This window comes from Enterobacter cloacae complex sp. S3, assembly GCF_014930495.1.
Taxonomy (GTDB): domain Bacteria; phylum Pseudomonadota; class Gammaproteobacteria; order Enterobacterales; family Enterobacteriaceae; genus Enterobacter; species Enterobacter asburiae_B.
Genome location: NZ_JADBRD010000058.1, coordinates 27,495 through 41,141, shown reverse-complemented (window position 1 = coordinate 41,141; position 13,647 = coordinate 27,495). Strand labels below are relative to the sequence as shown.

Sequence of the window (13,647 nt, the reverse complement as noted above, 5' to 3'; positions counted from 1 at the left end):
GAAGATGATGGGAAATAACACGGTATCCACGACCGTCCCGTCAACGTCTTACGCGGCGATGAATGAGCATGAAAGAGCAGCGGTTGCCCATGAATTCATGAATAACGGGCAATCCGGCCCACATCAGGCCATGGCCGAAGCGCACCGCCGCATGATCAATGCAGGCTGAATGCGACGGTAGTATCCGTGCTGTTACCTTTTCCCTGATAGATTTTCCTGAAACAACGTTGCTACATTTTTGCCCCCCGTCAGGGGGCTTTTTTGTCTGACTCAGCTACACTTAACCGGTACCTGTCTGAAAGGAATTATTATATGAAAATCAAAAACACCCTTTTTGTAATATTAATGTTATCCCTGCCAGCCATTTCTGCTGAACATTCGGAAATGAAAATGTCAGATATGCACTCATCGGCATCATCACAGGAATATATGGCTGGCATGAAAAATATGCATGAAAAAATGATGGCCGCCGTTAATGAATCCAATCCCGATAAGGCCTTTGCAAAAGGTATGATCGCACACCATGAAGGGGCAATCGCAATGGCTGAGACCGAGCTCAAATACGGAAAAGATCCCGAAATGAGAAAGCTTGCGCAGGACATCATTAAAGCTCAAAAAGGTGAAATTGAGCAGATGAATAAATGGCTTGACAGTCATAAATAATGAACACTGGAGTGTTGTCTTGCGCACCCTCTTAGGGTACCCCCGGACACGAAAATATATAGCACTTAACTAATTAATAACCCTAATAATTTCGGGTTTTTAATGTAACTTTCTTTTCTGAACGGAAATAATAGTCATACAATTTAATTTTCTTGTAATTACTCCTACTTTTAATCAGGTACTGGACGATGGATAACGACTCCCGCCTGAGAGGGAAAGTCCGTCTGGTTACCTGGCGCTATACTTAACCGATTGATCGACATGCCATGCTGGTAAAATATTAAAATTCTCCCCCATAAATCTGAACCACATGACAGGATTGATAGTCAGGCAGTATTTCACATTCATTGCTAAAAAAATAAAAATAAGCATGCATCTTCTCGAAGATTAATTACCTTCCATCTTGTAAAAAAGAATCAAATCCTCTAATAATATCTCGATTCCCGCTTTTTTTAATACATCTTTCCGCTCGGCATATATTTTCCTCAACATATCTTCAAACCCCTTGCCAAGATGAATTTGTTTATGGCAGTTGCAACATAGTGATATGATATTCTCTTCCACATCCAGTGAATTCTCAAAATAGTCTTGCTTTGACATCGGGACAATGTGATGAGGTTCTGTGTAATTTAGAGGAGAGTTTCGCCTTCTGAACGTTGGATGGTCGCAATTAATTTCACATTTATAATCAGCTTTGTTAAGCGCATTTTTTGAAACAGATTTACTTCTTGGGTATGAGAGTCCATTTTTGACTTCTATTGCAGCTTTCTTAGGTTTCGCTTTTTCGCTATACTCAAATGTCTGAGTAACGTCAAAGTGATTACTTTCTTCTAGAGCAGTGATCAAATCATTATCTGAGTAAAAATCAATGCTTGAGCTTTCGTTCGTACTAAAAAAATCTAGTTCTTTTATTGCCTGAACAAGTTCTTCACGGATAGTCCATAAATTTCGCTTTGGGTTTCCTTTAATTTCTCTACTTTTCATGACTGTAATGAATTTTGTCCCGGAAGCAATCTTTCCGACTCCTTTAACCTCGAATCGGCCAAGCTGCTTCTGAACTCTTCCACCCAACCCATTGATTACACCATTAGCACTCATACTGTGCAGGTCGTACTTCTTGCCGATATCGAAACATGTACAGGAATGGTCTGGCTCAATGAACCATTTTTTTAACGCTGCAATACTTTTGTCATCAAAAACTTTTTTATCCCTTAATAAAATCTTCCATTCTTCAACGCTAATATCTATATCACAGACGTATTCACCATCAATTACTTCACATATTTTTTCAATCATGTCCATAACTCTCTTGTAACACAGGCTTTGTAATAATGTAAAATCCGTTACACGGCGTTGTATGTAATGTCATTGTCTCTTGGACTCCTACAGTCCAAAACAACTTTGTGTTTTGTTGTCCAAAAACTTTTTGTTGCCGTGAGTTCTCACTGAGATAAATCTCGCCTTGAGCGTATCACATCAGCAGACTTCCTCTCAACCTTATGGACTTAACCCGGTCATTCTTCACGACAAAGAAAGTACGGCATTTTACATGACGAAGAGACGGTCTCAGCTTCACATGACCGGATAACGTTTTTAATGTACTTCATTATTACGGCACGGGTGTTCAACGAGTATTTTTAAATATTAATCATTTTGTTTAACGGGTGGATACCTACAAATTTTAACATTTACTAATCAAGATAGCAGTTGTACGTACTTTCCCGGCAAAAATCCTGAGGTTTACAGATTCCCTCACCGTAACAGACCCGGTCATTCCCCTGGTCCTCCGGAGAGTCTAGTACGAGTGATAAACGTGAATTCCTGTACCTGAAGTTCAGCCGCTGGCAGATAAGTCGTGAACTATAATTACACTCAGTCAGATCCAAACACCTTTTCATCTGCATATATACTTTGTACATACCAGGAGATTACATGCAGGCACCCGGTATACCGGAGAATGAAGAACAGAGGCTGAAGTCCCTGTATATTACCGGCCTTCTTGATACCCGTGACGATGAGCGTTTTGAACGCCTGACGCGGCTGGCCCGCAAAGCCTTTCAGGTCCCGGTGGCCCTGATAAGCCTGCTGGATCGCGAGCGCCAGTGGCTCCTCGCCTGCCAGGGCGTCGGCGTGCGCGAAACCCCGCGTAACATCTCGTTCTGCGGGCATGCCATTCTGCAGGAGGGGCCCTTCATTGTTCACGACGCAGCTGCTGATGAGCGGTTCCGTGACAATCCCCTGGTCACCGGTGAGCCCCACATCCGGTTCTACGCCGGCCAGCCGGTGAACCTGCCCGACGGCACGGTGGCCGGCACGCTGTGCCTGATCCACACCGTTCCCCGCGCCTTCACGGATGATGACATTGCGTCCCTCCGGGATCTGGCCTGTATCGTGGAAGACGAATTCGAGGCCATCAGCATGGCCATGACGGACAGCCTGACGGGCATTCCCAACCGGCGCGGGTTTTACCGCGCCGGCGAAAAACTCTTCCGCGCGATGAACCGGCAGGATGCGTCGTTCAGCCTCATCTATTTCGATCTGGACAGGTTCAAACCGGTGAACGATCTCTGGGGACACGCAGAGGGAGACGAGGTGCTGAAGGTTTTTGCCGGCTTTTTACATCAGCACCTCGAACCGGGCGAAATAGCAGGCCGCCTCGGCGGGGATGAGTTTGCCGCCCTGATCCGGCGAAACGGGAACACGAGTTCTTTTCTGCAAGCGCTGAGTGCCAGTTTGGATCATTACAATGACACCTCGGGTAAGCCCTACAACATCAATTATTCCTTTGGCGAACTGATCAATAACGCAGACCAGTACGCGACGCTGGCGGAAATGATCGGCAAATGTGACGAAGTGATGTACCTGAAGAAAAAACGAAAGACCCTCTCCCGGAAAGCAGAACCGTGACGCTTTCCTTCCCGGCTGATCCCCTGCCCCGGGGTTCAGCCGGACGGCAGGAACAATATATTTAACCTCATGGCGCATAAAGTCATTTATATTTGCTCATGGAGCAATAATCCTCTCATCGCAACAATTACTCGTTTTTTGTGTCCATGCTGCAATAATTCCTCTCTTCCTCTCCCGAGATCTGAAAAATAGGCAAAGTCGGAAATATCACGCTCGGCTGCCTGGAGGGAACTTGAATGCGGGACGGCCGTTAACAGCATGAGCAGTGACTTTCATTAGGTTTGGTTATTCAAAGCTGGATGCACATCGCAGTTAGCTCCCGGACAGAATGGGAGCCCTGATTTTCCCTTTTTCAAATGTGGAAATGATTTACGTCAAACCGGAACGGGGCTTATAATCAGCTGTCGTCACCTCGGGTGTTCCCCTCTGCGCTTTTTACCGCCTGTAAATGGTTACAGGGACTTCCGGCAGTAGCCGGACTGTAAAAGGAAACCCGCCATGAAACCGAAAATTGTACCCGTTGTACGGTATACACGTTTTCGTTTCGGGCGCGTAGAGCATGTGCGTAATCACATGCGCTCGCTCCCGACGCGTTAAGTGAACGGTACCCGCAGGTGACGATACTCTTTGTTTACGCCTCTGTTTCCGGCCGTTCTTCGGATTCACCCATCATGGCAAGATAGTGTTCATGGTCATCAGTGTGAATAAACACTTTCCTGAACATGTTCAGATAGCGTTCCTTATCGATGACGCCGGTTGAGAAAAGATTTCTACCGTCCGAATGCGAGTGGCGGTTGATGGCCCGGTAAAATGAATCATATTCTCCGGCATCGCTGTGTTCCGTTGCCAGAGACTCCAGGGCTTCTTTAAGCTTTTCATTCTTGCAGGAAAAGCTGAAATAATACTCCAGAATATTCCTCATCGTATTGAACAGCACCACGGGCTGGGTTTTCGCATCCCTGACGTCTTTCAGTGTCTGCCATAACGCCTGATATTCATTGAGCATTTCGTGCATGGAAAGCGTTTCGCAGGAACTGTAATCCGACTTGATGATGCGAAACAGCGACCAGTTTGCTGGCGCTTTCCTGCCATCCTGCAGGCGGCCGCTGTTCAGCAGCATCTCCTGGAAGAAAAACATATTATGCGTCAGTATCACCACATGTCTCGCTGCAGCGGCCTTAATTATCTTCCGCTTAATGAGTGCTGCAACTTCATAGATATAGTTATGTGACAGGCTGGAAATCGGGTCATCAATCACAATGAGTTTATTTTCCGGATGGATGGTTTCCGGGGTAAGACTGCCCGAACACGATTCGATGAAATAGAGAAAAGCAACCATTGTTTTCTCACCCTCACTGAGGGATTTGAAGACTTCCGCCTTTTCTGGCTCGCTTCCCCGGCGAAGACGGTACAGTTTCATCTCTGCATCATGGCAGATGATTTCAAAGCCGGTGATCCCCAGCAGCCTGAGATTCGCATTGATACTGTTAATGGTTGGCTGGATGTCGGAGAGCTGTCCGGTCAGCCTGTTCGTCTCATCATCCAGTGTTTTCTTACTGGCAGCCAGGGCGCCGACTTCACGCAATCTGGTGTCGATTTCGTTCTGCAGTTCGCCAAGCTGCCGGTCACGCCCGGCAAAGAACTCCTCACAAATTCCCCTGAGGTGCGCCATAACTTCCGTATACAGGTTCTGTTTTTCCTGACTGAAGTTTTCAGCAAGACGGTTGTTTTCCCGTACCCGGATATTTAAAACGTCCACTTCCTTCCGGAGCTGCACCAGGGGATCCTGAACGTTCTCGGGTTGTACCTTCCGGGAAGGCTCTTTAATTTTAGTAAGGAGCTGCTGTAACAGGATCCGGAAGCCTTTATTGACCGTTTTCACCAGGCTTAAAATCTGACTGTCCTCATCAACGAAAGCATGGGTCGTAACACGGCGTTCTAATTCGGCCAGGGCATCACAGTCCTGAGCAAGTCGTTCTGCGGCCTGGCTCAGCGCCCCGAGAGACGTCTGGTATGACTCATCAAACATCTGAATGAGTTCGCGCGAAAAGGCCGTGACATCCAGGGACTGCTGGCAGAATGGGCAGATATCGTCGTGTATATACTGCTGTCCCTGGCGCACCCAGTCAGCATTACCGATCTTCTGAATGAGAGCAGAGAATTGCGTACTGCTTGCAGGCATCACGGGTTCCTGCATCAGTGTCAGGGTGTCTTCCGTTAAAACAGTTGTCGGGGGAATATGAATTTCGGCGACAAGCGTTCCTTCGCTCTGACTTAACATCCGCCATTTATCCGCCAGCGCCTCAGCCGTGGTGCTAACCTCCGACAGCGGTGTTGCCACCATACGTTCGTAAAACGATCGTTTAATTTTAGCGCCATCCAGGAAATCGCTGAGGATTTTCCTGTCATTGACTGTCCGGTTGAAAATATCTTTGGCACAGCTGTCAGTGACCGTTTCCTTCATACCTTCCTTCTCGGCGATCTCCTCATTCAGCTTATCTGTCCGGGCACTCAGTTTTGCGCTTTCTTTATTATTACTGTTTATTTTGTCCTGGCTTTCCTGATTGGCCTCGCTGAGGGTGAAGATCCCGGGCTGATAGTCAGAACGGGTGAACTTACTGTCAATGTATTCCTGATTAAAGACCTGAAAGTGGCTGACGTGCGGGCTCTCAAAGGTGCAGTGCCGGTATTTATCCGCCTGCCGGTCATAGAAATAGCCTGATACCGTGGATTTTCCTGAGCCGTTCTGGCCATAGATGAGTGTCACCTTACTGCTGAGATCAAAGCAGATATCCCTGTCAGGCGCGTAGCTTCTGACGCCCCGGATCCTGAGTTGAGCCATTTTTTTCTCCTTGTTGTCCCTGAGTTTGCCCAGTCTTTCCATCGTAGCCCACTTTGCATTCGGGTTATGTCATCCCGATCAGATTTATCTTAACCACTCCTGCGCGCTAAACCTGACATGACAGGACGGGATAGATCGCGGAATTTGTTTTGGTGTATTAATGCAGAACTGGCAACAAAAATAATGTTTTTGTGCGCTTTGGTTATTAATACCTTAATAACAATAATCTCATTACATTATTGCTTAATATGCAGCAGTATCTTTCCTTCGTCTTGAAGATCCGAAAACCCTGAGTTCCGGATCACGGCGATTTTCTGCGCTGATTTGTGAAACGAAAATTAAAAATGTGCTACACTTTAAGTAGTTAGATAACTTTCACCCTCTCCGCATCAGACCGACCTGACGAGTAAATCCTGTTAATCTGTTCATCATCGCTTCCGAAAACTTTGCTATTATGAATTTTTCGGAAGTCAAAAAGAGTGAGATCCGGTAATTGCGGGCGGTGACTGTTATTCTGCTAATCACTGCGGGCGGGCAACGGAATGTTCTGCTGGCGATGATAAATAAATAGAACTAATAGATATTAAATAATAAGGAAGTTGATTATGAATATGAAAATTACACTGAGTGTTTTATTTGAGGCTCTCATAATCCTTGGGCATGACAGAGTCTGGATGGAAGAATCGGAGTTTGAGCACATATACGGATACGGCTGCTACCGTGAGATACACACTTGGGACGATCGCACAGTTGCCTGGTGGGATGATGCTGATGACACATGGTATCTGTCCACAGAAGTCGATGTGATAACTCCTTTCCTTGGCCCTCTCCCAAAGAAAGAAGGAGAGCTCTCCGAGGAAAAATGCTTCCAGTTAATGACTCTTGGTCGCTACTGATAGCCGACAGCAGCATTTAATGAGTGGTCGGCTGGACACCCTCTGGCGGCCACATGTCACTCGATAGTGTAGTCCGGCGGGATTTCTCCCTGAAGATGATCCAGACATTAACGTAAAGGATACAGGAACGATGTGTAAACTGACCGGTTTTATAATGGGGCTGACGATCCTGCTGGGTGTGACTGCACGGGATGCAGGGGCGGCAACGCTCAGTGAAATGCGGATGGTTAATGCCAGTCAGAAACCCGGGATGGTGATTATCTGCAGCCGGACCTCGGAGATTCCGCAGAAAGGTGAATCCCCCGTTCGTATAGAAAGTCTCCTCAGGGGCGTGGTACTGCAGAACGACGGTGATCGCATGATGTTTGACGTGACCTATACACAGCGAAACGCTGAAGAGAGTATTCCTTTTCGTACGGAAAAATACCGGCTGACCACTGAGCTGGAAGCCACCCGCCAGAAAATGGCCATCGATCCTGAGACGATAGAACTATCGCTTCCGCGTGCCCGCGGTCTTGAAGAAACTTTTCTCGCGGGGATGAAAGCAAGCCCGGTTTCGTTTGAAGATTACACCAATTACCGTGTCAAATCTGCTACCGAGTATCTGATCCTGCCGGGTCCGGCATCCCCGGATGCACCGGTGATGCACTGCACACTCTAATGACAATGGTGACATAACATGATGCCAGCACTGCCAGGCCATAGCGGGGCTTTTTCCTCTGCTCAGCTGCCGGTGGCCATCGATTACCCGGCCGCGCTGGCACTGCGCCAGATGGCGCTCGTTCAGGACGAACTGCCGAAATACCTGCTGGCGCCGGAAGTGAGCGCCCTGCTCCACTACGTGCCCGATCTTCACCGTAAGATGCTGCTGACCACCCTGTGGAACACCGGCGCCCGTATTAACGAAGCACTGGCCCTGACCCGGAGTGATTTTTCCCTGGCCCCGCCCTACCCGTTCGTGCAACTGGCAACCCTCAAACAGCGGGTGGAGAAAGCGGCCCGAACGGCCGGCCGTGCTCCGGCCGGCAGCCAGCCTCATCGTAACGTTCCGCTTTCCGATCCGCAGTATGCCCGCCAGCTGGAAATGATGGTGGCCACCCTGAAAATACCGCTGGAACGCCGGAATAAGCGCACCGGCAGAACGGAAAAGGTGCGCATCTGGGAGATCACCGACCGTACCGTTCGCACCTGGCTGGGCGAAGCTGTTAAAGCGGCAGCCGCCGACGGGGTGACGTTCTCCGTGCCGGTGACGCCACACACGTTCCGCCACTCCTACGCCATGCACATGCTGTATGCCGGAATTCCGCTGAAGGTGCTGCAGAGCCTGATGGGGCACAAGTCGATCAGCTCGACGGAAGTCTATACAAAGGTATTTGCTCTCGATGTTGCTGCAAGGCATCGTGTGCAATTTTCAATGGCAGAGGCTGATGCTGTTGCCATGCTGAAAAAAAGATAACTAAATTTGTCAAAATTTACAGACAGTTGTAATGACATCCACTTATTCGATAATAAATTAATCTTGCGTTACGTGAAAACTGATAGGGGTCCAGGCTGTACCAGGCCGGAATTCACGTAACGCACTTTACGTCTTCTTCATTACTTACCTTTTCGTTCCGATCCTGTTCATCCCTGCATTGCCCCCTTTTCTTCATAACGCATTTCACTGTTGCCGAAAGCCCATGGGGTCGACTTTGCGACCGCGGCCGCACTCAGAAGGATGGCCACTTTAACCGGCGCCACCCTGGCGTACCTACTCGTCCCCGAAGTGAGAGCCCTACTCTTCTATATGCCGGATCTTCACCATTAAATGCTGTTCTCTACTTTCTGGAACACGGGAGTGCGGATCAGTGAATCCCGGACGCTGCCCCCGGAATCCTTTGATCTCGGTGGGTTAAGACCCTTTGTGAAAGTACTGGGCTAAGGGCATCCGCCCTGACGAACAATATTGACTAAGTGATGAAAGTAAACATATCGCAGTGAAGATGTTGAGCAGACTGCCCGCTCTTCCACACACCGCAGTCAATATCAATACTCTGGTAGGCCTATCCACATATCGCAGTCAAGGCAAGCAAAACCTAAACGGAATGATGAATCAGTATAAATTGACTGTGGTATGCGCTCTGCATACCACACTCAACAAACTCTAAAACGGCATTCCTCAGTCATTTCCCGGTTTCACGCTGGCGAGCGCTTTTGCTAGTTTCTGAGGATCAATACCTGCAGCCTTCAGGGCTTTAATAACTTCGTCATAGTTCTGCTCAGGTACTTCCTCTTCCGGCTCACGGGGAACAACGACCTTGCTACTGATGAGTTTCGGATTACGGTAATGCACGCTGAAGTAGGTGGCCCGGCCGCGTTTGAATTCGGTGTAATCCAGATAGCCGATATCCTTCAGCTGCGCCATGGCTTTGCGCACCGTGTGGTTCTGCGTGTAGAGGTTAGACGTCAGGTTGAGTCTGTCTCGCATACGCTTCATGGAGATGGGGGCCGGATTCTGTGGCAGACTTTCAATGTAGGTATAGAGTGCCTGTGCGGACTCCTTGCGCTGCAGGGCATCAATGGCTTTCAGACGCAACAGGACCCGCCTGTCCATCTGATAAAGCTCAAAGAGCTTGGGCTCTGCCCTGATCTCCACGACATCGGCAGTGATGTCGTAATAGGCAGACTGAACCAGGTGCGTAGTCCACCCTTTCGTTTCACTCTGAAACTTGAGGGTTACGGATGCCAGCTTGAACAGGGAGTTGCTTATCCTGTCACGCATTTTCTTGTTAGAGCGCCGGGAGTCAAAGCCACACATTTTAACAAACTCAACAAAAGACAGCTTGAGCGTGTCATCCTTAACGCCAAAATCATACATTGAACGGATGATTCCAAGCCAGACTTTGAAGTCCGTATCCATATCGAGGCGCGATCCGGTGATCCTGACATCGGTATACCCTTCACTCCGGGCAATGGACAGCTGTACGAGCTCCTCAGTCGCATCCGTGACGTTTTTGCGGTTCGTCTTACTCCTAGAGGTCGATTTGAGGGTAGGAACGAACAGACCAAGCCTCATGAGCGCAACAGGCTGAACAGTACTGGCGCTGTTGACATCCAGCTTAACAACTTCACCCGTTGTCTTATTGACCTCCTGAAGATTCAGGGGTAACTCATTATTTTCCATAGCCATTTTATTAACCCGCGGTTATCCACAAACGAAAGTATATACGCATATCACAGTCAACGGAAATACATACCCCAGTTAATACAATTGCATACCGCAATAGTTGATCTCGCACACAACAGTCAACATACCACACACCACAGTTAATGAAGATAGTCTCCAGGATCAGGCGTAGCGGGGCGCTAAACGATCCGGGGATCTCTTTTTGATCTCAACATGATCTCCTTAAGGATCAATTACTGGATCGAAATATGGAATAACAGCCAGCATCCAATACATATGGACCACTGACATGACACAATGTGAATCTTGGTACAACAACCCAGTAATACAACACCAGGAAAGGCAATAGTCTTGACTGTGATATGCAGAAAAATGCATGTCATTACTCTTCCCTATTCCTATTCAGCTTCATACCGCAGTCAATAATCTGCATACTATAGTCAATTCCTTACCATTCAGTTCCTTCCAGTGGAGCTTCGTTAGCTTCAGAGCGTCAGCCACACCTTGTTAGTACGGAGTAATTCCGCTTCCTCGACGCATGCGCCTACGCGCGCATACTTTCTGCGGCGAGCGGATGATATTGACTGAAGCATGCGGCAGCCTTTCAGGCGGATGCTGAACTGAACAAGACTATATTTTGATCGGCTTTGCAATATTTAAGACGGTTTGCAACTTTAATGTTGCTTTGCGCCTTTTACCAAGATTTAATAGATTAATGCAAAGATAATAATAAGGAACAAAGAATGGGACTGATGGAAACGCTTGACCAGTGCATTACGGCCGGTCATGAAATGACGAAAGCTATCGCGATTGCACAGTTTAACGATGATAGCCCGGAAGCCAGGAAAATTACCCGTCGCTGGCGTGTGGGTGAGGCCGCCGATCTGATTGGCGTTTCTTCTCAGGCAATCCGTGATGCAGAAAAAGCAGGACGCCTTCCCCATCCTGATATGGAAATGCGTGGACGTGTAGAGCAGCGGGTGGGCTACACCATTGAACAAATCAACCATATGCGGGATGTATTTGGCACCCGTCTGCGCCGTCCTGATGACAGCGTTCCGCCCGTCATCGCGGTGGCAGCACATAAAGGGGGTGTCTATAAGACATCTGTATCTGTACATTTGGCACAGGACCTGGCGCTGAAAGGGCTGCGAGTACTGCTTGTCGAAGGGAACGATCCTCAAGGCACAGCCTCCATGTACCACGGCTGGGTCCCTGATTTGCATATCCATGCCGAAGACACACTGCTGCCTTTTTATCTTGGTGAGCGCGATGATGCAGCCTATGCCGTCAAAGCCACCTGCTGGCCGGGTCTCGACATCATACCTTCATGCCTGGCTCTGCACCGCATTGAGACAGAACTAATGGGAAGGTTTGACAACGGGAAACTGCCGACAGAACCTCATATGATGCTTCGCCTGGCCATCGAAACAGTGGCCCATGATTATGATGTCATTGTTATCGACAGTGCACCGAACCTCGGTATTGGTACCATCAATGTCGTCTGTGCTGCAGATGTACTCATCGTGCCAACGCCAGCAGAGTTATTTGATTACACCTCTGCCCTTCAGTTTTTTGACATGCTGCGCGACCTGTTAAAAAACGTGGACCTGCAGGGTTTTGAACCTGACGTTAGAATTCTTCTGACCAAGTACAGCAATAACAATGGCTCACAGTCACCCTGGATGGAAGAACAGATCCGCGATGCCTGGGGAAGCATGGTACTGAAAAACGTTGTTCGCGAGACCGACGAAGTCGGTAAAGGTCAGATCCGTATGAGAACGGTGTTTGAGCAGGCTATCGATCAGCGCTCATCTACAGGAGCCTGGCGAAATGCGCTGTCTATCTGGGAGCCTGTCTGTAATGAAATTTTTGATCGCCTGATTAAACCTCGCTGGGAGATCAGATAATGAAACGTGCACCAGTCATTCCAAAACATACCGTAAAAGATATCCGCCCCGAAACTGAACCTTCAGCGGCACCCGCTGCACCGATGGTTGATTCATTAATTGCACGGGTTGGAGCCATGGCCCGCGGGAATACCATTCTGCTTCCGGTTTGTGGCCGGGAAGTGAAATTTATTCTGGAAGCGATCCCGGGCGAGAGTGTTGAGACGGCATCAAGAGTCTGGTCAGGTAATGAACGTGACCAGGAACTACTGACCGAAGACGCGCTTGATGATCTGATTCCCTCTTTTATGCTGAGTGGTCAACAGACGCCTGCGTTCGGACGAAGGGTAGAAGGTGTCATTGAAATTGCTGATGGTAGTCGCCGTCGTAAAGCCGCCATACTGACATCATCAGATTATCGTGTTCTCGTCGGGGATCTCGATGACGAACAGATGATGGCTTTATCACGGCTGGGTAATGATTATCGTCCTGTCAGCGCTTATGAACGGGGCAACCGTTATGCACAGCGGTTGGAAAATGATTTTAACGGCAATATCTCTGCTCTGGCTGAAGCTGAGAATATTTCCCGTAAAATCATCACGCGTTGCATCAACACGGCCCATTTGCCAAAATCAGTGGTTGCCCTGTTTACTCATCCTGGTGAACTTTCCGCCCGCTCAGGGGAGACGCTGTACAAAGCATTTTCGGGAAAAGAAGCTTTATTGTTGCAACGGACACAACAGCTTCATGAGCAAAAGAAAGCGGGAGTTATCTTTGAATCCGAGGAAGTTATTGGTTTACTGACGGATGTTCTGAAAGAGCCATCAGGTAAAAAAGTAAACCTTAATACCCGTCATCAATTTGTACCTGGTGCGACAGCCCTATACAAAGGCGATAAGGTGATTTTTAATCTCGATAAATCTCGTTTGCCTGCCGAGTGTATCGAGAAGATAGAAACCATACTGCGCGACTTACAAAAAGTTTAGCCTGTTTAATGATACACGCGAGAGTCTTCATTAATTTCCAATATCCTTAATGCGTTACATGCTGCTTCGGAATATATACATCCGAAGCAGTTATTTTCTGCACTATAGCCCAGTGTTGTAAAAAAGATCTGTTTACTTCTCCCAACCTGATTGTTACCACAATCTAAAGATCCAGTTTTTTCTAGTTTTCCTTAACTAGTTCCGCAGTTCACCCCTCAACCTGCATATCAGAACTCAGACGGTAACCCATCCCGGAATACTGATTTCATACACCAGATTAACTGGGACCACGGTCCCA

At 48.1% G+C, this 13,647-nt stretch carries 10 protein-coding genes and 2 pseudogenes; 9 read left to right on the top strand and 3 right to left on the bottom strand.

All coding sequences use genetic code 11. The annotated features are described in order from the left end of the window. Both IM317_RS22375 and IM317_RS22370 read left to right on the top strand, forming a co-directional pair. A pseudogene (locus IM317_RS22375) lies at window positions 1–169 on the top strand (copper-binding protein); the annotation flags it as partial. 143 nt (window positions 170–312) lie between these two features. Next, window positions 313–663 (top strand): DUF305 domain-containing protein, encoded by a 351-nt coding sequence (locus IM317_RS22370; protein ID WP_000694953.1) that lies wholly within the window; start codon window positions 313–315, stop codon window positions 661–663. 387 nt (window positions 664–1,050) lie between these two features. Here IM317_RS22370 and IM317_RS22365 read toward each other — a convergent pair whose 3' ends face one another. Next, entirely contained in the window at window positions 1,051–1,959 is a 909-nt protein-coding gene (locus IM317_RS22365; protein ID WP_001372261.1) for an HNH endonuclease, read from the bottom strand. 636 nt (window positions 1,960–2,595) lie between these two features. Here IM317_RS22365 and IM317_RS22360 point away from each other — a divergent pair. Further along, window positions 2,596–3,570 carry a diguanylate cyclase gene (locus IM317_RS22360; protein ID WP_023327686.1) on the top strand — a complete coding sequence of 325 codons (975 nt, stop codon included), beginning with the start codon at window positions 2,596–2,598 and terminating at the stop codon, window positions 3,568–3,570. Window positions 3,571–4,201: 631 nt separating this feature from the next. Here IM317_RS22360 and IM317_RS22355 read toward each other — a convergent pair. Next, entirely contained in the window at window positions 4,202–6,412 is a 2,211-nt protein-coding gene (locus IM317_RS22355) for an AAA family ATPase (RefSeq protein ID WP_023327687.1), read from the bottom strand. A gap of 605 nt (window positions 6,413–7,017) precedes the next feature. Here IM317_RS22355 and IM317_RS22350 point away from each other — a divergent pair. The 4 genes and pseudogenes from IM317_RS22350 to IM317_RS22335 all read left to right on the top strand — a co-directional run. After that, window positions 7,018–7,308 carry a hypothetical protein gene (locus IM317_RS22350; protein ID WP_013087126.1) on the top strand — a complete coding sequence of 97 codons (291 nt, stop codon included), beginning with the start codon at window positions 7,018–7,020 and terminating at the stop codon, window positions 7,306–7,308. Window positions 7,309–7,438: 130 nt separating this feature from the next. Further along, window positions 7,439–7,969, top strand: coding sequence for a hypothetical protein (locus IM317_RS22345; protein ID WP_013087127.1), 531 nt, complete (start codon window positions 7,439–7,441; stop codon window positions 7,967–7,969). 18 nt (window positions 7,970–7,987) lie between these two features. After that, window positions 7,988–8,764: a site-specific integrase gene (locus tag IM317_RS22340; RefSeq protein ID WP_023327688.1), complete on the top strand. Its 777-nt coding sequence runs from the start codon at window positions 7,988–7,990 to the stop codon at window positions 8,762–8,764. 201 nt (window positions 8,765–8,965) lie between these two features. Beyond that, window positions 8,966–9,223, top strand: a pseudogene (locus IM317_RS22335) (site-specific integrase); the annotation flags it as partial. Window positions 9,224–9,466: 243 nt separating this feature from the next. Here the strand turns inward: IM317_RS22335 and IM317_RS22330 are convergent. Beyond that, a complete protein-coding gene (locus IM317_RS22330; RefSeq protein WP_015572055.1) occupies window positions 9,467–10,477 on the bottom strand; it encodes a RepB family plasmid replication initiator protein in 1,011 nt (336 codons plus the stop codon). Between the two features lie 740 nt (window positions 10,478–11,217). Here IM317_RS22330 and sopA point away from each other — a divergent pair. Together sopA and IM317_RS22320 are read left to right on the top strand one after the other, a co-directional pair. Further along, window positions 11,218–12,384 (top strand): plasmid-partitioning protein SopA, encoded by a 1,167-nt coding sequence (gene sopA / locus IM317_RS22325; protein WP_023327689.1) that lies wholly within the window; start codon window positions 11,218–11,220, stop codon window positions 12,382–12,384. After that, complete coding sequence (locus tag IM317_RS22320; protein WP_023327690.1) at window positions 12,384–13,349, top strand: ParB/RepB/Spo0J family plasmid partition protein; 966 nt, start codon at window positions 12,384–12,386, stop codon at window positions 13,347–13,349. The genes sopA and IM317_RS22320 overlap by 1 nt, the downstream gene beginning before the upstream one ends. Window positions 13,350–13,647: the final 298 nt, after the last annotated feature.

Bases quoted from the DNA above. Each gene is read 5' to 3' on its own strand.
- IM317_RS22345 (WP_013087127.1), top strand. From the start codon at position 7,439: ATGTGTAAACTGACCGGTTTTATAATGGGGCTGACGATCCTGCTGGGT.
- IM317_RS22350 (WP_013087126.1), top strand. From the start codon at position 7,018: ATGAATATGAAAATTACACTGAGTGTTTTATTTGAGGCTCTCATAATC.
- IM317_RS22360 (WP_023327686.1), top strand. From the start codon at position 2,596: ATGCAGGCACCCGGTATACCGGAGAATGAAGAACAGAGGCTGAAGTCC.
- IM317_RS22365 (WP_001372261.1), bottom strand. From the start codon at position 1,959: ATGATTGAAAAAATATGTGAAGTAATTGATGGTGAATACGTCTGTGAT.
- IM317_RS22355 (WP_023327687.1), bottom strand. From the start codon at position 6,412: ATGGCTCAACTCAGGATCCGGGGCGTCAGAAGCTACGCGCCTGACAGG.
- sopA (WP_023327689.1), top strand. From the start codon at position 11,218: ATGGGACTGATGGAAACGCTTGACCAGTGCATTACGGCCGGTCATGAA.
- IM317_RS22320 (WP_023327690.1), top strand. From the start codon at position 12,384: ATGAAACGTGCACCAGTCATTCCAAAACATACCGTAAAAGATATCCGC.
- IM317_RS22330 (WP_015572055.1), bottom strand. From the start codon at position 10,477: ATGGCTATGGAAAATAATGAGTTACCCCTGAATCTTCAGGAGGTCAAT.
- IM317_RS22340 (WP_023327688.1), top strand. From the start codon at position 7,988: ATGATGCCAGCACTGCCAGGCCATAGCGGGGCTTTTTCCTCTGCTCAG.
- IM317_RS22370 (WP_000694953.1), top strand. From the start codon at position 313: ATGAAAATCAAAAACACCCTTTTTGTAATATTAATGTTATCCCTGCCA.